The 20,226-nt window shown below is 63.9% G+C and carries 16 protein-coding genes and 1 pseudogene; 5 read left to right on the top strand and 12 right to left on the bottom strand.

The annotated features are described in order from the left end of the window. Positions 1–35: 35 nt before the first annotated feature. Entirely contained in the window at positions 36–3,596 is a 3,561-nt protein-coding gene (locus PG897_RS20125) for an ATP-binding cassette domain-containing protein (RefSeq protein ID WP_270829310.1), read from the top strand. Positions 3,597–3,651: 55 nt separating this feature from the next. Here the strand turns inward: PG897_RS20125 and PG897_RS20120 are convergent, their stop codons facing one another. The 6 genes from PG897_RS20120 to trmB all read right to left on the bottom strand — a co-directional run bounded on the left by PG897_RS20120 (position 3,652) and on the right by trmB (position 8,702). Further along, positions 3,652–3,861 (bottom strand): YgdI/YgdR family lipoprotein, encoded by a 210-nt coding sequence (locus PG897_RS20120; RefSeq protein WP_010632998.1) that lies wholly within the window; start codon positions 3,859–3,861, stop codon positions 3,652–3,654. A 114-nt stretch (positions 3,862–3,975) separates the two neighbouring features. Continuing rightward, positions 3,976–5,157, bottom strand: a complete 1,182-nt coding sequence (locus PG897_RS20115) for a S8 family peptidase (RefSeq protein ID WP_201881354.1) — start codon at positions 5,155–5,157, stop codon at positions 3,976–3,978. Positions 5,158–5,276: 119 nt separating this feature from the next. Next, positions 5,277–6,569 carry a sulfurtransferase gene (locus tag PG897_RS20110; RefSeq protein ID WP_017785962.1) on the bottom strand — a complete coding sequence of 431 codons (1,293 nt, stop codon included), beginning with the start codon at positions 6,567–6,569 and terminating at the stop codon, positions 5,277–5,279. Positions 6,570–6,597: 28 nt separating this feature from the next. Further along, the gene (gene glsB, locus PG897_RS20105; protein ID WP_026142053.1) at positions 6,598–7,518 is read right to left on the bottom strand and encodes a glutaminase B; all 921 of its coding nucleotides are present in this window, start codon (positions 7,516–7,518) and stop codon (positions 6,598–6,600) included. A gap of 123 nt (positions 7,519–7,641) precedes the next feature. Then, complete coding sequence (locus tag PG897_RS20100; RefSeq protein WP_005297793.1) at positions 7,642–7,974, bottom strand: YggL family protein; 333 nt, start codon at positions 7,972–7,974, stop codon at positions 7,642–7,644. 14 nt (positions 7,975–7,988) lie between these two features. Continuing rightward, complete coding sequence (trmB, locus tag PG897_RS20095; protein WP_010632994.1) at positions 7,989–8,702, bottom strand: tRNA (guanosine(46)-N7)-methyltransferase TrmB; 714 nt, start codon at positions 8,700–8,702, stop codon at positions 7,989–7,991. A 348-nt stretch (positions 8,703–9,050) separates the two neighbouring features. Between trmB and PG897_RS20090 the strand changes: the two genes are divergently transcribed. Continuing rightward, positions 9,051–10,118, top strand: coding sequence for a M28 family metallopeptidase (locus tag PG897_RS20090; RefSeq protein WP_201881356.1), 1,068 nt, complete (start codon positions 9,051–9,053; stop codon positions 10,116–10,118). 194 nt (positions 10,119–10,312) lie between these two features. After that, on the top strand, positions 10,313–11,494 hold the full coding sequence (locus tag PG897_RS20085; protein ID WP_005297787.1) for an aminotransferase-like domain-containing protein: 1,182 nt from the start codon (positions 10,313–10,315) through the stop codon (positions 11,492–11,494). Positions 11,495–11,560: 66 nt separating this feature from the next. On the opposite strand, the gene PG897_RS20080 is transcribed toward PG897_RS20085, so the two are convergent. Beyond that, positions 11,561–13,093, bottom strand: coding sequence for an EAL domain-containing protein (locus tag PG897_RS20080; protein WP_054545481.1), 1,533 nt, complete (start codon positions 13,091–13,093; stop codon positions 11,561–11,563). 246 nt (positions 13,094–13,339) lie between these two features. Between PG897_RS20080 and PG897_RS20075 the strand changes: the two genes are divergently transcribed. Continuing rightward, positions 13,340–14,245, top strand: coding sequence for a TIGR01777 family oxidoreductase (locus PG897_RS20075; protein ID WP_139752202.1), 906 nt, complete (start codon positions 13,340–13,342; stop codon positions 14,243–14,245). A gap of 93 nt (positions 14,246–14,338) precedes the next feature. Here the strand turns inward: PG897_RS20075 and PG897_RS20070 are convergent, their stop codons facing one another. Further along, positions 14,339–16,786, bottom strand: a complete 2,448-nt coding sequence (locus tag PG897_RS20070; protein ID WP_201881357.1) for an ABC transporter permease — start codon at positions 16,784–16,786, stop codon at positions 14,339–14,341. Further along, positions 16,786–17,508, bottom strand: a complete 723-nt coding sequence (locus PG897_RS20065) for an ABC transporter ATP-binding protein (RefSeq protein WP_201881359.1) — start codon at positions 17,506–17,508, stop codon at positions 16,786–16,788. The genes PG897_RS20070 and PG897_RS20065 overlap by 1 nt, the downstream gene beginning before the upstream one ends. Between PG897_RS20065 and PG897_RS20060 the strand changes: the two genes are divergently transcribed. After that, a complete protein-coding gene (locus tag PG897_RS20060; protein WP_126881207.1) occupies positions 17,507–18,106 on the top strand; it encodes an arylesterase in 600 nt (199 codons plus the stop codon). The two genes, PG897_RS20065 and PG897_RS20060, sit on opposite strands and share 2 nt — an antisense overlap. Before the next feature lie 85 nt (positions 18,107–18,191). Here PG897_RS20060 and PG897_RS20055 read toward each other — a convergent pair whose 3' ends face one another. The 3 genes and pseudogenes from PG897_RS20055 to PG897_RS20045 form a co-directional block, all read right to left on the bottom strand. Next, positions 18,192–19,136 (bottom strand): chemotaxis protein CheV, encoded by a 945-nt coding sequence (locus PG897_RS20055; protein ID WP_270829305.1) that lies wholly within the window; start codon positions 19,134–19,136, stop codon positions 18,192–18,194. A gap of 316 nt (positions 19,137–19,452) precedes the next feature. Continuing rightward, positions 19,453–19,864 (bottom strand): annotated as a pseudogene (locus PG897_RS20050) (IS3 family transposase); the annotation flags it as partial. 116 nt (positions 19,865–19,980) lie between these two features. Next, positions 19,981–20,169: a hypothetical protein gene (locus tag PG897_RS20045; protein WP_080628999.1), complete on the bottom strand. Its 189-nt coding sequence runs from the start codon at positions 20,167–20,169 to the stop codon at positions 19,981–19,983. Between the last annotated feature and the right edge of the window lie 57 nt (positions 20,170–20,226).

Raw genomic sequence — 20,226 nt, 5'->3', positions numbered from 1 at the left:
CCCCTGGAAGCAGCACAAAATAATAAGGACACCCATTGGATCATCCGGAAATATCGGCCGGCTGGCTGAGCCGCCTCTTCTATCACTGGACCGGCCCGTTGCAGCGCAAGGGGCTGACCGAGCCCCAGGTCAACCTCGACGATCTCTATCCCCTGTTGCCGGAAGACAGGCGCGATGGCCGCGCCGACGCCTTCCTCGCGCTCACCGCCGCCCAGCCGGTGCGCCCCTGGCCCATCACCGCCTTTATCTGGCGCCAGTATCGCGGCCGCATCGGCCTGCTCACCCTGCTGCAGCTGCTCGGCATGCTGGCCACCCTGGCCAGCCCCTGGCTGCTCAACCACAGCATGACCCAGCTTGGCACCGGCGCTGACACCGGCCACAAGCTGTTGCTGGCCCTGGCCTTGTTCGCCTCCGTGCTCGCCTCCGGCATGCTGGCGGAGCACTCGCTGCAGCTGGCACTCAAGATGCACATGCCCATCCGCCGCCTGTTGGCCGAGTCCCTGCTCGCCAAGGTGATGAAGCTGGGTGGCAAGAGCTTCGACGACCGGGCCGGTGGCCGGGTGCAGAACCTCATCAACCGGGACGTGTGGGACATCACCTGGATTCTGGCCGACCCCGCCATGCCGCTCACCATGCTGCTGCAACTGCTCGGCACCATCGCCCTGCTGGTGTGGCAGGTGGGCAGCGCCGGCCTGGTGGGCTTTGCGGTGCTCACCCTGCTGCTGCTCATCTCTACCCGGGTGGTGCGACGCATGAATCAGCAGGAGCAGCAGCTCAAGCGTCAGCAGGACGAGCGCAACGGCATACTGGCGGAGTACATCAAGAAGCTGCGGCTGGTGCGCCAGAACGGGCTCGGTGCCTTCTTCACCCGGGCCGCCGGCCACAAGCGCCAGCAGGAGCTGGGGGTGCTGGGGCGGGTGCTCAGGCTCGATGCCATCAACGAGAGCCTGATGTTGAGCACCCCGCTGCTGGTGACCCTGGCCACCTTCACCACCTATCTGGTCTCGGGCAGAGAACTCACCCTGCCCCAGGTGTTCACCACCATCGCCCTGTTCACCGTGCTGCGCATCCCCATGATGCGGCTGCCCTACCTCATCCGCACCCTGATCAACTTCAACACCGGCTTCAACCGGCTGTGCGAGTTTCTCAACAGCCCCGAGCAACACAGGGATCTCACCGACCCCAGCTTGCCGGTGGGCGGCCTGCGGCTCGACAACGTCACCGCCTTGCACCAGCAAAAAACCGTGCTGCAGGGAGCCAGCCTGTTTATCCAGCCGGGGGAACTGGTGGGGATCACCGGCGCCACCGGGGCGGGCAAGAGCTGCCTGCTGCACCTGGTCGCCGGCTTTGACGACAGCTTCGAGGGCAGCATCCGCCGCCACGGCCGGGTCGCCCATCTGGGCCACAAGCCCTGGCTGATGAACGACACCATCCGCAACAACATCCTGTTTGGCCAGCCCTGGCACGCCGAGCGCTATCGCTGGGTGCTGGGGGCCTGTGCGCTGGGCGCCGACCTCGAACTGCTCAGCCACGGCGATCAGACCCTGGTGGGCGAGCTCGGCACCCGCCTCTCCGGCGGCCAGCAGCAGCGAGTCGCCTTGGCCCGCGCCCTCTACGCCCAGGCCGACATCCTGCTGCTGGACAACCCCCTCTCGGCGCTCGACCCCATCGTCTCGGCCCAGGTGCTGCAGCGGGGGCTCGCCTTCAAGCCGGGGCCGACCCGGCTCCTTGTCAGCCACGACCCGGACGTGCTGGCTCACTGCGATCGGGTGATCCGCATCGAGCAGGGCGAACTGGTGGAGCTCGATGCCCACCAGCTGGCGGATCTTATCCAGCATCCCCAGCCCACCCCGCCGGTGCCGCCCCAGGAGGCGGAGCAGTTCAATGAAGAGAAGGTGGTGGAGGGCAAGGTGGACTGGGGGCTGTTCGGTTTCATGTGGCAGCGCCTGGCCGCCCCCGGCGCCATCCTGCTCGCCCTGCTGCTCACCCTGGGTCAGGAGGGGCTGCGCATCGCCTCGGATCTCTGGCTCGGCGGCAAGGCCGGGGTGACCGAGGTGAGCGAGCTGCTCGGCATCTATGTGCTGCTTGGAGCGGGCTCCCTCACCTGCATCATGGTGGTGCGGGTCATCAACTACAAACTCGGCCTCAAGCTGGCCTGGACCCTGTTTGACGGCATGCTGGGGCGCATCAGCCGCGCCCCCATGGCCTTCTTCGACAAGGTGCCGCAGGGGCGCATCCTCAACCGCTTCGACCGGGATCTGGGGGAAGCCCAGGAGATCCTGCTGTCGATGCTGATGGGGCTGTTCGGCATGCTGGTGTCGGTGGCGCTGCAGGTGGTGGTGATCGGCGTCAACATGCCGCTGTTGCTGCTCATCGCCCCCCTGGTGGGCTGGGCCCTCTACGTGCTGCAGCGCCGCTACCGGGCGGTGCAGCTCAAGCTGCGGCGACAGGCGTCGGTGCTGCGTTCGCCGCTCTATATCAGCATCAGCGAGACCATCCGCGGCGCCCCCGCCCTGCGCCTGGCCGGGGCCGAGCGCTTCGCGCTGGATCAGGTGCTGCTGCACTATGACAACAACCTGCGCAGCTGGTACACCACCACCTCCATCAACCGCTGGCTCGGCATGCACCAGACTCTGCTCTCCGCCGCCCTGGTGGGCGCCGTGGCGCTGATGGTGGCCTTTGGCAACAGCTCGCTGCTGGGGGCCGTGGCCATCACCTACGCCTTTACCGCCTCCGCCATGCTCAACTCCCTCATCCGCACCTTCGCCGAGGTGGAGCAGGTGATGAACGCGGTGGAGCGGGTGCGCGAATACAGCGAAATAGAGAGCGAGCGCCAGGAGGGGGAGGCCCTCGCCACCCCTCACCCCAAGGTGCGCTTCGACAACCTGGGGCTGCGCTATCCCCAGACCAGCCAGTGGGCGCTGCACAAGGTCAACTTCGAATTGGCCCCCGGCGAGAAGGTGGGCGTGTGCGGCCGTACCGGCGCCGGCAAGAGCTCGCTGCTGGGGGTGCTGCAGGCCATGTATCCCGCCACCCAGGGGGAGATCTACTACGGCGAGCAGCCGCTCTCCCGGCTGGCGCCGGAAGCGGTGCGCGATCTCTACGACACCGTCTCCCAGATCCCGCTCACCTTCTTCGGTACCCTGCGAGCCAACCTGGCGCCCCTGACCGAGCACGACGACGCGGCACTGGAGCAGGCACTGGCCCGGGTGGGGCTGGCCGAGCGCTGCGCCGGCCGGCTGGACGAGGAGCTCGACAAGCTGCAGCTCTCCGCCGGCGAGACCCAGCTGCTGGTGATCGCCCGCATCCTGCTGTCGCGCCGCCCGCTCATCGTGCTGGACGAGGCCACCTCGGACCTCGACCACGGCGGCATGCGCAAGATGGCAGAGCTGCTCTATCGCTACCGACCGGAGGCCAGCTACCTGGTGATCGCTCACCATCTGGAGCCGCTGCTGTCGGTGGACAAGGTGGTGGTGATGGAGGCCGGCACAGTAGTGGAGCAGGGTTCGCCGGTCAGCCTGCTGGCCAACTCCCACTCCCGTTTCCATCAGCTGTTCGTGGGTCAGGTGAACCGCCAGGTGCCCCAGACGGCCTGAGCACCAAAAATGACAAGGGCTGCCCGCGGGCAGCCCTTGTTGCTTGAGCAGAGCCTCAACGCTCCATGATCTGGGTGACGTCATCCTTCTTAATCATCACCTCCCGCCCCTCGGTGTCGTAGTAACGGTACATGCCGGTACTCTCATCCAGCTTGGGTTTGCTGTCGGTGGTGATCATCTTGCCATCCTTGGTGCTCATGATGTATTGCGAGCTGCACCCCGCCAACGCCAGGGCACACACCAGGATCATCATCAGTTGCTTCATCGCCTGTTTCGCCTCCCGCTTCACCCTCACCACGAGGGTGGTGACTGAAGCCTAGCTCAACCAGATGAGCCCGTTTGCCGCCCTTGCCGCAACGGGATCAACGCCAACAATCAGTTACTTGCGCCCACCCGGTTTGCTACTGCCACCGCCTCCGGTCCCGGACCCGCAGCCAAGCGCCAGCTTGTCAGCGGCCGCCTTCGCCTGCACCAGACCGTAGCCGAAGCTGTTGTCGCGCCCCAGAGCCCCCAGATCCTGGGCGCTGCTGCGCAGGGTCTGGCGCAGCTGATCGTTGCTGCACTCCAGTCGTTGTGACCAGACCAGCGCCGCCACCCCGACCACGTGCGGCGTCGCCATCGAGGTGCCGCTGTAGTAGGCGTACCCAGTCGGCACTGTGGAGAGCACAGAGACGCCGGGGGCGGCCAGCTCCACCTGATCGTTGCGCTGGGAGAAATAGGCCAGCTGCTTGTTGGCATCGATGGCAGCCACGCTCACCACGCTGCTGTAGGAGGCGGGATAGGACTTGCTGGTGTTGCCCGCATTGCCCGCCGCCGCCACGCTCAGCACGTTCTGGCTGTAGGCCTGGTTGAAGGCTCTCTCTTCGGTCTTGCTGGGTACGCTGCCCCCCAGGCTCATGTTGATGACCATGCGGGTGAAGCCGCGGCTGCTCATCCCCTGCTTGCAGGCATTGAGCGCCCCCACCAGGTTGGAGGAGTAGGCCCAGCCGTTGGCCCCGAACACCTTGACGATCTGCAGCGGCACGCTCTGGTTTGGCAACACCCCGAGCACGCCCAGATCATTGCCCCCCACTGCGGCTATGGTGCCCGCCACATGGGTGCCATGGCTGTTCTCGTCGCTATCCCAGTTGCCGGTACCGGCATCGTCATAACCCTGCACCTGGGGGCCGTGAGGCAAGTCCGGGTGACCACCGCTGTAGCCCGAATCTATGATGCACACCAGCACTTCGCTGGCGGCGGCATCACTCAGTTGCGGCGCCTGCACCATGGGAATGCCGTAGGGCAGGGTCTCGGCGCTGACATAGCGCTTGGCATCCGGCTCAACCCAGAGCACGTTGGGATTGTGCGCCAGCGCCGTGGCCGCCGCCGATGGCAACCAGAGTGCCAGGGCATTTTGCTCCTTCAGCGCCAGGGCCAGCTCGCCGCCCATCCCCTGGCTCTGGGCCAGTACGGCCGCCTCCGCCCCCGGCTTGAGCTGCACCAGATAACGCGCCCGCTCGGCGGCCATCGCCCCCTGTCCCAGCACGCCCGCGACCAGCAGGCCTATCCATATCCGTTTCATCAGTCACTCCTCACGTCGATCTGATATCCCTTCGCAAAAAGTGTAGTGTCCCCTCGCCCGAGCTACGAATGCGGCAACAAAAAGGCCGGACATGGGTCCGGCCTGCTCTGGATTATCAATTACTTGGCTGGCTTGCGCTCGCCGGTCACCGTGGGGTTCTTGGGATCGGCACTCCACTCGTACCAGCCGCCGTCGTAGACGCTGATCCGCTTCCAGTCCATCAACCAGGCGTAGAAAAAGGCCTCGGAGGCGCGCCAGCCGGTACCGCAGTAGAAGGCGGCCTGCTGGGTCGGTTCTATGTTCCACTCATCCCACATGGCAAGGATCTCGCGGGCCGGCTTCATGGTGCCGTCCGGGTTGTGGAAGTCGCTCATGCTGTTGGCATCCACACCACCACGCCCCCACTTGGCGCCCGGAATGTCGCCCTTCGGCTTGATGTAGCTGTAGCCGGAAGTGTTGCCGACGAACTCGTCCCAGGTGCGCACGCTGACCAGGGCGCCGTCGGGCTGCTTGAGCAGCTTTTTGGCCTGACTCAGGGTGGTGTAGTACTCGGGATGAGCCGGGATGGCGACGCCAAACTCCTTGGCTGGCTTGAAGGTGTTGGCCAGCCCGGTCTCGGTGCGCAGATGCTGCACGAACCAGGCATCCAGGCCGCCGTCCAGCAGCCGCACGTCCTCGACACCCGCATACATCATCAGGTGGGCCGCGCGGGCCGCCGCCATGGTGTTGCGACCGTAGAGGATGACGGTGGTGTCGTGGCGGATGCCGTTCTCCAGCAGCAGCTTTTTGAGCGCCTCGTCAGAGACCTTGTTCCACAGCGGCTCCTCTTCCAGCCGGTTGGTGTCGATGTAGCCGGCCCCCGGGATATGGCTCAGCAGATAGGCCTTGGGTGAACCCCACGCCACCTCGAACAGCTTCCAGTCGCCCTTGGGCGCAGCCACCACCGGCTTGCCCTCCTGCAGATCGGCCAGCCAGCGCGGATGGACCAGCTGCTGCCAGCGGGCCAGATGCTCGCGCGGCGCACTTTTCCAGCCCTGCAGCTCGAACAGCTGCTTGATGCCCTGCTGGCGCAGCAGGCGGGCCACTTCGGCCACCTCGCGCGGCGCACCGTAGAGCGCCACCGGCCGATCGGCCTGCAGCCCCTTGGTCGCCAGCGCCGCCGGCCACTCTTCATCACTGTACTTCCAGTCGGCGGAGAGGTTCTCGGCACCGGCCACGTGGCCGCCCTGCTGCTCGCCCTCCATGGGCCAGCCCTGGTAGAAGTAGCTGGCGCGGGTATCCAGAATGACCGCCGCCTTGGCCTTGGCGTCAGCCAGCGAGAGCGGTGGCAGCTCGGCAGCCAGGGTCGGCAGGGCATGCCAGAGCAACAAGGTCGCCAGGGTGGCCCGTAACAAGCTCATTATTCGTTTCATGGTGATCTCTCGATTCAGAGTGACAAGGTTAAAAAATGGAGCGGCCCAGACGCTCGGCCAGCAGTTCCAGCGCCGCCGTGCCCGCCAGCGAATTGCCCGCCTTGTTGAGCTCGGGCGACCAGACACAGACGCACAATTCACCCGGGATGAGGGCGATGATGCCGCCACCGACCCCCGACTTGCCCGGCATGCCGACCCGATAGGCGAAATCCCCCGCCTCGTCATAGAGGCCGCAGGTAGCGAGCAGGGCATTGACCTGCTTGGTGGTGCGGGCCGGCAGCAGCGGGGAGCTTTCTCCAAGCGGCACGCCGCGGTTGGCCAGATAGATGAAAGCCCGCGCCAGATCGACGCAACTCATGCGGATGGCACAGGCATTGAAGTAGCTCTGCAGCACCTTGTCCACTTCGTTCTCGAAGTTGCCATAGGCCTTCATCAGATAGGCGATGGCTGCATTGCGGGCAGAGTGCTGATATTCGGAGCGGGCCACTACCTGATCCGCCATAATGGCCGGGTTGCCCGAGAGGCGGCGGACCAGCTCCAAGGTGCGCTGACGCGGGGCGGTGAGGCGGGTTTCCAGCAGATCGCTCACCACCAGGGCACCGGCGTTGATGAAGGGGTTGCGGGGAATGCCCTGCTCGAACTCGAGCTGCACCAGGGAATTGAAGGGCTGACCTGAGGGCTCCTTGCCGACCCGGGCCCAGATCTCCTCTTCCTGATAGAGGGTGAGCGCCAGGGTCAGGCTCAAGGCCTTGGAGATACTCTGGATGGAGAAGGGCTCGAAGGCGTCACCTGCGGTGAACAACTCCCCTTCGACGGTACAGACGGCGATCCCGAGCCGATCGGCCGGCACCTGGGCCAGTGCGGGAATATAGTCGGCCACCTTGCCCTGTCCGAGCAGCGGGCGCACCTCATCCAGGATGCTGGCCAGTAATTCGGATGACAACACCATAAGCGATTCCATAACTAACGTGGAGATCCCATCACCACCGACAAAAATCCCGCCAGCGGCGGGACTTGTCTATCTGCTGTCGCAGGCTGTCGAACCGGGGCGCCTGCCACAGCCGGCCTGATATCAGGCGGGTTCGCCGTACCAGAGGTCGAACAGCTCGGAAACCACCACGGCTTCCATCCCCTTGCCTTCCAGCCAGGTTTTGACGGCGGCGCGGTCTTCTTCGCTGCATTTGCCCAGCTGCTGGGTGCAGATCATCCCTTCCCAGGCCAGGTGGCCAGAGCCGGCGAAGGCCAGTTTGCGGGGTTCGATCACTTCATCGATCATCGCATCGACTACGGCATCGATGGTCTCTTCGGCAGTGCCGACCGGGAAGTTGAAACTGATGTCGAAGCCCATTTCCTGGAATTCATCGACACGCAGTTTCTTGCGCAGGCGGCGGCTACGGTTGGCCATGATAGCTCCTTCAGTTAGTTGACACGTTTGAAAATCAGATCCCACACCCCGTGACCGAGACGGTGGCCACGTTGTTCGAATTTGGTCAGCGGACGCCAGTCCGGACGCGCCACCCAGTTACCGGTGGCGGAGGTGTTCTCGTACCCCTCGGCGGCGCTCATCACTTCCAGCATGTGCTCGGCGTAGTTTTCCCAGTCGGTGGCCATGTGGAACACGCCACCGATGGCCAGCTTCTGGCGAATGTCCTGGGCAAAGGCCGGCTGGACGATACGGCGCTTGTGGTGACGGCTCTTGTGCCAGGGGTCCGGGAAGAACAGCTGCAGGCAGGCGAGCGAGCCGTTCGGGATCATGTGCTCCAGCACCTCGACCGCGTCGTGGCAGATGACACGCAGATTGGTGACCCCCGCTTCCTGGGCGGTGCCCAGGCAAGCACCGACACCCGGTGAGTGCACCTCGATACCGATGAAGTTCTTCTCGGGGGCATTCTTGGCCATCTCCACCAGGGAGGCGCCCATGCCAAAGCCGATCTCCAGCACCACCGGGGCCTCGCGGCCAAACAGGGCAACCAGATCGAGCGGCTCCGGTGCGAAATCGATGCCCATGACCGGCCACAGCTCCTCCAGAGCCTTCTCCTGCCCTTTGGTCAGGCGGCCTTCGCGACGGACAAAGCTGCGGATCTTGCGCATGAACTTGCCGTCTTCGTTAAATACATCTTGGGTCACAGGCATAATCAAATTGCTCGTTTATTGCATCGGTCTGGGTCACAGACGACATAAATGGATTGCTAGCTATCTCGTCGTGCTGGTCACAGACGACCGAGATGAATTGCTCGTTGTTTCATCGCTCCACCTCGCCGATGAACGCGAAATTGCTCGTCATTTCATCGCTTGGCGAAACAGGGTAGCGAATTATCCCAAGATAGGCCCAAGGCGCAAGTGTTTCACGCAACAAATCCCCCGACACAGACCAATTCCGCCACCGCAATTGACAAATGCCACCCCGTTCACAGAATCTGCCGGGGCTCGGGCGCATCCTGACCTGCGCAAATAAAACCATACACAACAAAGGATTGCAGTATGAAACACACAGCATTGGCGTTTGCCATCACAGCCCTGCTGGCCGGGTGCAACACCTCCAGCAACGATTCACAGGCCCCCTCCGCCGCCGAGCAGGCCTATGAATACCTGGTGCAGCTGAGCTCCACCGCCGAGGGGATCGGCGCCAGACCCACCGGCAGCGAGGCCGAGACCCGTGCCGCCGCCTGGATCCAGGACCATCTGGCCGGCTGGGGCTACGAGGTGCAACGACAGCCCTTCACCTACACCCAGAGCGGAACCAGCAAGGCCTCCCAGAACCTCGTCGCCGAGCTCAAGGGCAAGAGCGACAAGGTGATCCTGATCGGTGCCCACTATGACAGCACTGGCGACAAACAGGGCTCCGAGGGAGCCACCGACAACGGTGCCGGGGTCGCAGCCCTCTTGGCAGTCGCCGAAGAGCTCAAGGGGCAGACCCTTCCCTACACGGTGCGCTTCGCCTTCTTCGGCGCCGAGGAGAACGGCCTCAACGGCTCCAAGGCCTATGCCGCCAGCCTCGACAGCGCCGCCGTTGCCAAGCTGCTGGCCATGGTGAACTACGACACCATCGCCGGGGGCGACCTTGTCTACGTTCACTCGGCCCACTCCAACGTGGCCAAGTACAAGTGTGCCGACCCGAGCCGCTACAGCTTCGATCCCAAGGTGCGGGATCGCCTGCTGGCCATCTCCAAACAGACCGCCACCCCGTTTGCCATTCATCCCAGCTATGATGGCTACCCTGAGGGGGAGACCGGCGGCTGGTCCGATCATGCGCCGTTCGCCTGTCTGGGGGTGCCCGTCGCCTACGTGGAGGCCACCAACTTCACCATCAACGGGGAAGATGGCTATGACGGCTACTCCCAGACCACCAATCCGGCGCTGTGGGACTGCTACGACGAGGCCACCAAGAGCGCCTGCGATCGGGGCAGCGAAACCCAGTGGGGCAAGATCTGGCATACCCAGTATGACCGTCTCGACAAGATGGCCGAGCTGTTCCCGGGCCGGGTACAGCAGCAACTCGGCGCCAACACCGAGCTGATGCTCCGCTTCCTCAGGGAGCCGGGTCTGTAACCCTGCCATCTCGCCGCTGAACCGGGGCTTTTGCGACTCGCGGCCTTCCCCGGCCGATAAAATTCGGGCAGGTGCCAAACCTGCCCTTTTTTATCGATTTTTGTTACAGCCATTGCCTCATTTTTTAAATCTGATACAAACGGATAACTTGGCGGTCGAATGGAGCGACCGCTCACCACGCCAGAGAGAATCCTATGCAGCCCTTTTTTGCCCAGCGCTTCGAGAAGGTAGAACCTTCCTTCATCCGCGAGATCCTCAAAGTTGCCGCCAATCCGGAGATCATCTCCTTCGCCGGCGGCCTGCCCAATCCGCACCTGTTCCCGGTCAAGGCCATCGAGCAGGCCTGCCAGGACGTGCTGCGCGAGCAGGGCGCCGCGGCCCTGCAGTATGCGGCCACCGAGGGCTTCGCCCCGCTGCGCCAGTACATCGCCGACCGCTATCTGGCCCGCCACGGCATGCAGGTCAATCCGGACAACATCCTCATCACCAGCGGCTCCCAGCAGGCGCTGGATCTGCTGGGCAAGGTGCTGATCGACGAGGGACAAGACCTCATCATCGAGGAACCTGGCTATCTTGGCGCCATCCAGGCCTTCTCCGTCTATCAACCTGCCTTCAAGCCCATCACTCTGGGTGAAGAGGGGCTGGATCTGGCGGCGCTGGATGCGCTGCTGGCGAGCGGCTCCAACGCCAAGCTGCTCTATGGCGTACCCAACTTCCAGAACCCGAGCGGCGTCTCCTACAGCCGCGCCAATCGCGAGGCGCTGGCCGAGCGGCTGGTACGCCACGAGCTGCTGATGGTGGAAGACGACCCCTACGGCGAGCTGCGCTTCGAGGGCGAGCATCTGCCCCCCATCGCCAAACTGGCGCCGAACAATACCGTGCTGCTCGGCTCCTTCTCCAAGACCGTCGTCCCGGCCTTCCGCCTCGGCTGGATGCTGGTGCCGGACTGGTTGCGCAAGAAGGTCACCATCGCCAAGCAGGCGACAGACCTGCACAGCAACGCCTTCAGCCAGCAGGTGCTGCACCGCTTCCTGATCGACAACTCGCTGGATGCTCACCTCGAGAAGATCAAGGAGGTCTATGGCCGCCAGCGCGCCGCCATGGAGGCCGCCCTGGCCCGTCACTGCCCGCCCGGCGTCAGCTATACCCGGCCGGAAGGGGGCATGTTCCTCTGGCTGACCCTGCCCGCCAGCGTCAGCGCCATGGCGCTGTTTGACGAGGCGATCAAGGAGAAGGTGGCCTTCGTACCGGGCGCCCCCTTCTATGTGCGCCCCGAGATCCAGAACACCCTGCGCCTGAGCTTCTCCTGCGTGGATGAAGCCACCATAGAGGAGGGGGTCAAGCGTCTGTGCCGCGCCCTCGCCCGCATGCTCTGACAGGCCTCGGGATGAAAAAAAACCAGCGACCAAGGTCGCTGGTTTTTTTATGGGTGGCGGGCTGGCTCAGGCCTTCGCCAGCAGGGCGGCAAACTCCTTCATCGGCATCGGCCGGCCAAAGAAATAACCCTGCAGGAAGGTCACCTGACGCGCCCGCAGATAGGCGGCCTGCACCTCGTTCTCCACCCCTTCGGCCACCAGTTGCAGGCCGAGCCGGGTCGCCAGATCGATGACGTTTTCGACGATATGGCTGGAGAGCGCGTCCGAGCCGATCATGCCGACGAAGCTCTGATCAATCTTGAGAAAGTCCACCTGGAACTGCTGCAGGTAGGTGAGGCTGGAGTGGCCGGTGCCGAAGTCGTCGATGGCGATGAAGACGCCCAGCTGATGCAGCTCGGCAAACAGCCGGTCGGTCGTCTCGTCCGCCACGATCAGCTCCCGCTCGGTCAGCTCCAGCACCAGCTTGACGGGGTTCTCCCGAAACGCGTTGATGAACTGGCGACAATCCTCCACCAGGCTCAGATCCTTGCAGTGACTGGCGCTGATGTTGAAGCCGAAGTGGAACCCTCTGGGCAGGCTGTGCACTCGGCCTGCGAACTGTTCGCGCACCTGCTCCATCAGCAGGCGGGTCATGGGCACGATGAGGCCGCTGTCTTCGGCCAGCGGGATGAAGCGATCCGGCGAGATGAGGCCCTGACGCGGATGCTGCCAGCGCATCAGCACCTCGCAGCCGCTCCAGTGGGCGTCGTCACCGGTCACCACCGGCTGCAGGTAGGGGATGAACTCCCGCTGATCCAGCGCCCGCCGCAGCTCCTGGGAGGGAGAGGTCGAGCGGCCGGTCAGCCAGTAGACCAGACAGCCCACCACCAACCCCAGCAGGGGATAGATGATGAGGCTGGCGCGGGAGTAGGTCCAAATATGGCTGCCGTACTCGTCATAGGAGAGCTCGGTGACGACCCGAAACGGGTACTTGCCGGAGATCTGCTCCAGCGAGCCCAGCACCACGGGCGGCACCTCGTCGTGGATCTGGCCGTTGGCCAGCATGCTCTGCGCCCCGATCACCAGGGTCAGCGGCGAGTTGCGGCTGAGCATGTCGAGGATGTTGTGCAGATAGTAACCGTCGACCCCGACCAGCACGCTGTACTCCCCCACCGGCTGGCGATAGACCACCAGAGGCCGATCCGGGGTCACCGGGTTGCCCCGCATCAGATCCAGCTGGCCGTTGGCGTAGTCGGCCAGCTTGAAGGGGCCATGATAGGAGCCATAGAGCGAGGTGCAGTAAACCACTTCCCCCCTGGCCAGGTTGACGGTGCGCACGTCCGGTATGGTGGCCACCTGATCCCGCAGCCCCTGCACCACCTCCTCGCAGGGGCGCCCGACGCTGCCCTCTACCATGGCGGCCGCCTGGTGAGCGTGATCCAGGGTGCGCTCCAGCATGTTGCGAGCATGGAGCAGGCGCTCTTCGGCATCCTGTTTCATGCCGGCAAAGGTCTGCCAGGAGACGATCAACACGCCGAGCAGCAGGGGCAGCAGGCCGGCCAGCAGTGCCGCCCCCAGCCGGGTATAAAACTGGCGCAACCTCAAACGACGAAACGGCATACTCCCCCTCGCGGCAACGGTGAAAAAGCGGACGAGTCTACTCCTATCCCCTTTCCTGACAAGCATCTTCTGATGCATTGGACAACAGGGCAAGGCGCCCCGTCAGGGCAGGCGACATGACGGCTTACACCCTGGGTGGGCGCCGCCCACGTCTGCAGTGACGATTATAATCTTTGCAAAAACAGTTGCTTGTTCATCTTGCGCAGGCCCACTAGAGTAGAGCCAACAGCGTCAGGGAGTCTGGATATGAAAATATTGATCACGGGCGGGACGGGCTTTATCGGTCGCCGCCTGGTGGCCCACCTCAAGGTGGCGCACGAGGTGCTGGTGCTTACCCGCCAGGGCAGCCGCGCCTACGATCTGCTCGGCCACGACGTCAAGCTGATCGATACCCTGGACCGGCTCGACAACCTCAACGACGTGGATGCGGTCATCAACCTGGCGGGAGAGCCCATCGCCGCCGGCCGCTGGAGCGAGCGGCGCAAGCAGCAACTCTGCGACAGCCGCTGGCTGCTGACCGAGCAGCTGGTCGATCTCATCAAGCTCTCCGACACCCCGCCCAGGGTGCTGATCAACGCCTCCGCCATCGGCTGGTATGGCCGCCAGGGCGATGCGCCGCTGGACGAGCAGTACCAGACCCCTCACGACGAATTTACCCATCAGCTCTGCCAGCAGTGGGAAACCCTGGCCCGCGAGGCCCGCAGCAAGCATACCCGGGTCTGCATCGTGCGCATCGGGCTGGTGCTCGGCACCGACGGCGGCGCCCTACCCAGGATGCTGCCTCCCTATCGCCTCGGCCTCGGCGGCCCCATGGGCACGGGAAACCAGATCATGAGCTGGATCCACATTCAGGATCTGGTGCGCGCCATCCTGTTCCTGCTGGATCACGAGGAGTGCGACGGCCTCTTCAACGGCACGGCGCCGCAGCCGGTCAGCAACCGCGAGTTCAGCCAGACTCTGGCCGGCACCCTGCACCGACCGCACCTCTTCTTCGTGCCAGCCCCCCTGTTGCAACTGCTGATGGGCGAGGCGGCCGATCTGCTGCTCACCGGCCAGAAGGTGCTGCCGACCCGTCTGCAGCAGGCCGGCTTCCACTTCACCTACCCGGAACTGCCCCAGGCCCTTGCCAATCTGCTCAGCACAGCCCGCTGACCGGGCTCATCAGCCAACCGGACAACAATCAGCCCGGCCATTGGCCGGGCTGATTGTTGTTGTGCCTCGCGGCATCCGCGCAGGATCTGGAGCTCAGAGCAGGCCCTGCCCCAGTCCCCGCAGCCGATCGCTCAGGGTGCCCGCCAGCAGTTGGCGCTGCATGCCCTGCCCGGCCAGCGTCACCAGCACGGCCCCCAGCAGCGGCAGACCGGCCCAGATGGCCCAGTGGAACTGCCACTGCCCCTCGAACCACCACCACTGCAGGCCGAAGGAGCATAGCTCGACCACCATGGCGGCGCACAGCCCCGCCAGCAGACCGCTGGCAACCAGCTCCCAGCGCAGCATCTTCCTGAGCAGCTCGCTGCCGGCCCCCAGGGTGCGCATCAGCAGCAGCTCCCGGCGCCGGTGGGCCATGCTGGCCTGGGTCTGGGTCAGCAGCACCAGCAGCGCCGCCACCGTCACCAGCCCCAGCATCAGCCCCAGCGCCCGGCTCACCTGATCCGACACCGCCGTCAACCGCACAATCAAATCGTCCACGTCGATCAGGCTCACCGTGGGGTGCCGGCGGATCAGCTCCACTTCGGCCACCCGGCCCTGCTCCGGCAGACGATAGCTGCCGAGCCAGGTCTGGGAGAAGGGAGCCAGCACGTCCGGCGAGAAGATCATGTAGAAGTTGGGGCGCATGTTGTCCCACTTGATGGCCCGCAGGCTGGTCACCTTTGCCTTGAAGCTGCGCCCCTCGATGGTAAAGCCCAGGGTGTCGCCGAGGGCGATGTCGAGCCGCTTGGCCAGATCCTTGTCCACCGATACCTGGCCGGGGCCATCCAGCCAGCGTCCTGCGGTCAGGGTATTGTCCGGCGGCAGGGTGGCGGTGGTGGTGAAGTTGAGCTCGCGATTGACCCCTTCGCGGCCATCTTCATCCGTGTCGCGCACCGCCTCGCTGGCGATGCTGACCAGCCGGCCGCGCACCATGGGGTAGAAGTCCGAAGTCACGGCCCCCGCCTGGCGCAGATCGGCCAGGATCCCCTCCCGCTCCCCGTCTGCCACGTTGACCAGGAAGCGGTTGGGGGCATCCGCCGGCAGCCGGGCCGAAAACTCGCCGAGCAGGTCGACCCGCGCCGCCCACAGCAGACCGAACAGCATGAGTGCCAGCGCAAAGCCCGCCAGCTGGAACAGACCACTGCCCCGCTCGCGGGAGAGGTGGCTGATGGCCAGCCGCAGCGCATGGGGGCCCTGTACCCGCCGCCCCAGTCGCAACAGCAGGGAGGCGATCACCGCCAGCAGCCCCATCAACAGACCCATGCCGCCGATCAGCCCCAACGCCAGGGTCGCGTCGGCGGTGAAGCCCCACACCAGCCCAAACAGGCCGAGCAGCGCCACCGGCAGCGCCAGCCAGGGCGGGATCCCCGCCTCCAGCTCGCGGCGCAGCACCCTCAGCGGCGGCACCTTGAGCAGGCGCAGGAAGGGCACGAAGGCCAGCAGCAGGGTGATGAAGAAGGCCACCGCCAACCCCAGCGCAAAGGGTCGCCACGACGGCGGCGGTAGATCAGCTGGCAGCAGGTTGCCCAGCAGATGCAGGGTCAGCCACTGCATGGCGCTGCCCGCCACCAGACCGAGCAGGGCGCCCGCCAGGGTCAGCGACAGCAGCAGGGTGCCCATCAGTTGCCAGAGCGTGCGCCGCGACGCGCCGAGCGTCTTGAGCAGCGCCACCATGTTGGTCTGGCGCTCGGCGAAGTGACGCACCGCGATGCCCATGGCCAGCGCCCCCAGCAGCACTCCCGCCAGGGAGGCGAGCCGGAAGAAGCGCTCGGCATTGGCCAGCGAGCGTCCCACCTGGGAGACCTGGTCATCCGGCTTGATCAGCTTCTGTCCCGCCTTGAGTCTGGGTTTGAGCCAGCGTTCATACTCGGCCACCTGCTCGCGGGAGCCCTTGAACAGGTAGCGCCACTGCTGGCGGCTGCCTGGCAGCAGGGCGCCGGTCGCCTCCACATCGGCGCTGTGGATCAACGCCCTCGGCGCCAGCAGGAAGGGGCTGAAGCCCTGATCCGGCTCCTGACCCAGCACTCCCGCCACCTTGAGCACCGTATTGCCCACTTCCAGCTCATCCCCCAGCTTGGCCGCCAACAGCTGCATCACCCGGGCGGAGAGCCAGATCTCGCCAGGCGCCGGTGCCCGCTGCGGGGTCAACTCCAGCTTGCCGTAAAAGGGGAAATCCTCAGGCACGGCGCGGATGGACGCCAGCTGCAGGGCATCCCCATGAAACAGCATGCTGTTGAAGCTGACCGTGGTCTGCACCGCCAGACCCGTTTTGGCCGCCTGTTCGAGCCAGACGGCCGGCGCCGGCGTGGCCGAGCGCAGCGCCCGGTCGGCACCGATAAAGTCTCGCCCCGAGGCTTTGAGCCCGGCATCCAGCCGATCAGCCACCAAGGCCACGCTCAGTACACAGGCCACACTCAGCGCCAGCGCCAGCACGAACCAGCGCAGCTCGCCGTTGAATCCTTCGCGCCGCAACAGGCGCAATCCCAGTCGCCACTGACTCATCACAGCTCCCTGACTCTTGCTGCAGAGGCGTCTTCGGATGCTGACGCATCCGCCTCCAGTCGCCCCGCCGCCATCACCAGCTGCCGCTGGCAACGCCGGGCCAGGTCGTGATCATGGGTCACCACCACGAGCGTGGTGCCGTGCTCGCGGTTGAGCTCGAACAGCAGCTCGATCACCCGCTCCCCGGTCTTGCTGTCGAGGTTGCCGGTGGGCTCGTCGGCCAGCAGCAGACTGGGTCTCGTCATAAAGGCGCGGGCGATGGCCACCCGCTGCTGCTCGCCGCCGGAGAGACGCGGTGGCAGATGGTGCAGCCGTTCACTGAGGCCGACCGCCGCCAGCAACTCGCGGGCCCGCGGCTCGCAGCGGGTCTCGCCGCGCAGCTCGGCTGGCAGCATGACGTTCTCCAGCGCACTCAGGGTGGGCAACAGCAGGAAAGACTGGAAGATGAACCCCACCTGCTCGGCCCGCAGCCGGGCACGCCCCTCCTCGTCCAGTTGCAGCAGCGACTGGCCGAGGATCTCGATATCCCCCTGGCTCGGCAGATCCAGCCCGGCCAGTAGCCCCAGCAGGGTGGACTTGCCGGAGCCGGAGGCACCGACCAGCGCCACCGTTTCGCCGCTATTGACTTGCAGGTCGATCCCTTCAAGGATGGTGAGGCTTTCCTGGCTCAGGCGCACTGTCTTGCCCAGGCCCTTGACGTTGATAATGGGAGTTGAATTCATGACGCGTTTCCTGTTTGCCTTGTGCTGCCTGGTGTCATCGGTGCAGGCCCAGACCTTGCTGGTGCTGGGCGACAGCCTGAGTGCGGGTTATCAGATGCCGGCGGAGCAGAGCTGGCCTGCCCTGCTCAATCAGAAATGGCAGCAGCAGGGGGGTAAACATCAGCTTATCAATGCCAGCATCAGTGGTGAAACTACGCAAGGGGCGCTGGCTAGATTACCCGCCCTGCTCAAGGAACATCAACCGGACTGGGTGCTGATCGAACTGGGTGGCAACGATGGGCTACGCGGGTTTGCACCGACCATCACCCGGGACAACCTGGCCAAGATGGTGGCCCTGACCAAAGCGCAGCAGATCAACACTGTACTGACCCAGATCCAGCTGCCCCGCAACTACGGCGCCCGCTACCTGCGCCAGTTCGAGCAGATCTTCCCGGAACTGGCCAGCGCCAATCAGCTGCCGCTAATGCCCTTCTTCATGGATGATATTGCGCTGCGCCCTGAACTCATGATGAACGATGGCATCCACCCCACCGCCGCCGCTCAGCCGCAGATCCGCGACCGGGTGGCCAGCTTCATCGAGCCGCTGCTGACCCAATGAACCCGCCATGGCGCCTCGTCCGCCATCCGGGTCTAACGGCCCAATAAAAAATCCCGCCTTGGCGGGATTTTTTATTGCTCCTGAATCAGCGCTCCAGGATCTGGCGCAGCCGCTCCTGAGCCACGCCGACCAGCAAGTCTGGCTGGAACTTGGAGATGAAGCGATCGCAGCCCACCTTCTTGACCATGGCCTCGTTGAAGTTGCCGCTCAAAGAGGTATTGAGGGTGATGAAGAGATCGGACATGCGAGCATCGCTGCGAATTTCGTGGGTCAGCCGGTAGCCGTCCATCTCCGGCATCTCGGCATCGGTGATCATCAGCAGGATCTCGTCGGTCACCTTCTTGCCCGCATCGCACCACCCCTTGAGCAGATTGAGCGCCTGCAGGCCATCCTGGCATTCGATCACCTCCAGTCCCAGCTGGCCGAGGGTCTCGCGCACCAGGTTGCGGGCCGTGCTGGAGTCGTCGACGATGAGCACCTTGCGGCCGTGCATTTCCGGCAGGATATCCCGATCCAGCACCTCTTCCGAGATGCGGATGTCGTAGGTGATGATCTCGGCCAGCACCTTCTCCACGTCGATGATCTCGACAATCTGATCGACACCGTCCTCCGGAATGCGGGTGATGGCGGTCAGGTAGTTCGCCCGCCCGGCCGAGCGCGGTGGCGGCAGTATGTCCTTCCAGGTCATGTTGACGATGTTGGCCACCTGGCCGACCAGAAAGCCATGAATGGTGCGGTTGTACTCGGTGATGATGAGGTTGGATTCGGCATCGATGGGCATGGGGCGCATGCCGATGGCGCTGCGCAGGTTGATCACCGGAATGGAGGTGCCACGGATGTTGGCCACCCCGCTGATGTTGTGGTGTGCACCGGGCATCTTGTTGAGGTGAGGCAGCTTGACTACTTCCCGTACTTTGAACACGTTGATCGCAAACAGCTGCTGGGATCCCAAACGGAACATCAACAGCTCCAGGCGGTTCTCCCCTACCAACTGGGTACGCTGATCCACCGAATCCAATATGCTCGCCATATAAAGCCCTTACGTCCGTTGCCCGAGTCTCGCCATAGTATAGAAGGGTCAGAATCCCAACACGACCCGTATTCTTATCCTATGTCGGCCAGATGATGGCTGAACTTGATTAAAAAAAGCGAGACCCCGCTCGCGCCCATGCTCTCTTCAAGCCTGTCAGTAATTATTCATCTCAAGACTTACTATTCCAGGTCAACTCGGAAAGGAAACAAGGGGTTCACCCAGTTCTATTGCATGCATAGTTCTGAAAGAGGTTTATACATTTTCAGCTAACTTTTTGTTACTCAGCCGCTTGATGCGCCGCATCGGGGATGATTAGGCCACTACAAACCCTGACGATGGTCAGCCTGTTGGCTTGCTGCTGCGAGAGGATCTGCCGGGTCGCTTTTTACGATAGAAACGCCGTAGTCATTCTTCAGTACATCGACAACTGCCTCAAAGAACTGGGCCTTCTGGCTCATCTGCGCCAGCTGCTGCTCGAGCTCCTTGATACGCTGTTCAGGCGTCAGGTTGTCGGGGTCAGGCATGGTGATACTCCTGCCGGCTAGCACAGAAGCCCCTTGGTTCTAATCCTTCCGACCATGTTTACGCAACCATACCAGAACGGTGGAGCGATCCTGAATGCCGTAATGCGACTGTGCCTGTTTGTAGGTGAGCTCGCCTTTTTCAATCTGTTCGACCAGCGCCAGTTTAAAAGTCAGCAAGTAATCGAGCTGTGTTCGTTTCACACCTTATCCCATCAGAAGCTCCATTTATTCGGGAAAGAAGGTGTAAACCATATTCAGGACGTGACACAGGTATAAAAAAAGCCCCCATCGACGAGATGGGGGCTTTTTCGTTAGGGTCAGACGCGAATATCGATTTTACTTCCCAGAGAAGCGTTGGCCGATGTCGGTGCAACCGGTGCTGATTGAGCCGCTGTTTGCAGCAGTTTCAATGCAGATTCACCTTCTTGGGTCTGCTGTTTCTTGGCCAGGCTGGCCGTCATCAATGCAGAACCAAATGACGCAGATGCAGAACTAGATATATCCATGGTGTACCTCCTGCCCTAAGACTATCGGCCATCTTAGGCCAGACATGAGCACTTTGG

The organism is Aeromonas sp. QDB20 (assembly GCF_027707805.1).
Lineage (GTDB): Bacteria > Pseudomonadota > Gammaproteobacteria > Enterobacterales > Aeromonadaceae > Aeromonas > Aeromonas dhakensis.
This window is presented reverse-complemented; position numbering and strand designations above follow the sequence as displayed.

Bases quoted from the DNA above. Each gene is read 5' to 3' on its own strand.
- PG897_RS20120 (WP_010632998.1), bottom strand. From the start codon at position 3,861: ATGAAGCAACTGATGATGATCCTGGTGTGTGCCCTGGCGTTGGCGGGG.
- PG897_RS20115 (WP_201881354.1), bottom strand. From the start codon at position 5,157: ATGAAACGGATATGGATAGGCCTGCTGGTCGCGGGCGTGCTGGGACAG.
- PG897_RS20110 (WP_017785962.1), bottom strand. From the start codon at position 6,569: ATGAAACGAATAATGAGCTTGTTACGGGCCACCCTGGCGACCTTGTTG.
- glsB (WP_026142053.1), bottom strand. From the start codon at position 7,518: ATGGTGTTGTCATCCGAATTACTGGCCAGCATCCTGGATGAGGTGCGC.
- PG897_RS20100 (WP_005297793.1), bottom strand. From the start codon at position 7,974: ATGGCCAACCGTAGCCGCCGCCTGCGCAAGAAACTGCGTGTCGATGAA.
- trmB (WP_010632994.1), bottom strand. From the start codon at position 8,702: ATGCCTGTGACCCAAGATGTATTTAACGAAGACGGCAAGTTCATGCGC.
- PG897_RS20090 (WP_201881356.1), top strand. From the start codon at position 9,051: ATGAAACACACAGCATTGGCGTTTGCCATCACAGCCCTGCTGGCCGGG.
- PG897_RS20085 (WP_005297787.1), top strand. From the start codon at position 10,313: ATGCAGCCCTTTTTTGCCCAGCGCTTCGAGAAGGTAGAACCTTCCTTC.
- PG897_RS20080 (WP_054545481.1), bottom strand. From the start codon at position 13,093: ATGCCGTTTCGTCGTTTGAGGTTGCGCCAGTTTTATACCCGGCTGGGG.
- PG897_RS20075 (WP_139752202.1), top strand. From the start codon at position 13,340: ATGAAAATATTGATCACGGGCGGGACGGGCTTTATCGGTCGCCGCCTG.
- PG897_RS20070 (WP_201881357.1), bottom strand. From the start codon at position 16,786: ATGAGTCAGTGGCGACTGGGATTGCGCCTGTTGCGGCGCGAAGGATTC.
- PG897_RS20060 (WP_126881207.1), top strand. From the start codon at position 17,507: ATGACGCGTTTCCTGTTTGCCTTGTGCTGCCTGGTGTCATCGGTGCAG.
- PG897_RS20065 (WP_201881359.1), bottom strand. From the start codon at position 17,508: ATGAATTCAACTCCCATTATCAACGTCAAGGGCCTGGGCAAGACAGTG.
- PG897_RS20055 (WP_270829305.1), bottom strand. From the start codon at position 19,136: ATGGCGAGCATATTGGATTCGGTGGATCAGCGTACCCAGTTGGTAGGG.
- PG897_RS20045 (WP_080628999.1), bottom strand. From the start codon at position 20,169: ATGGATATATCTAGTTCTGCATCTGCGTCATTTGGTTCTGCATTGATG.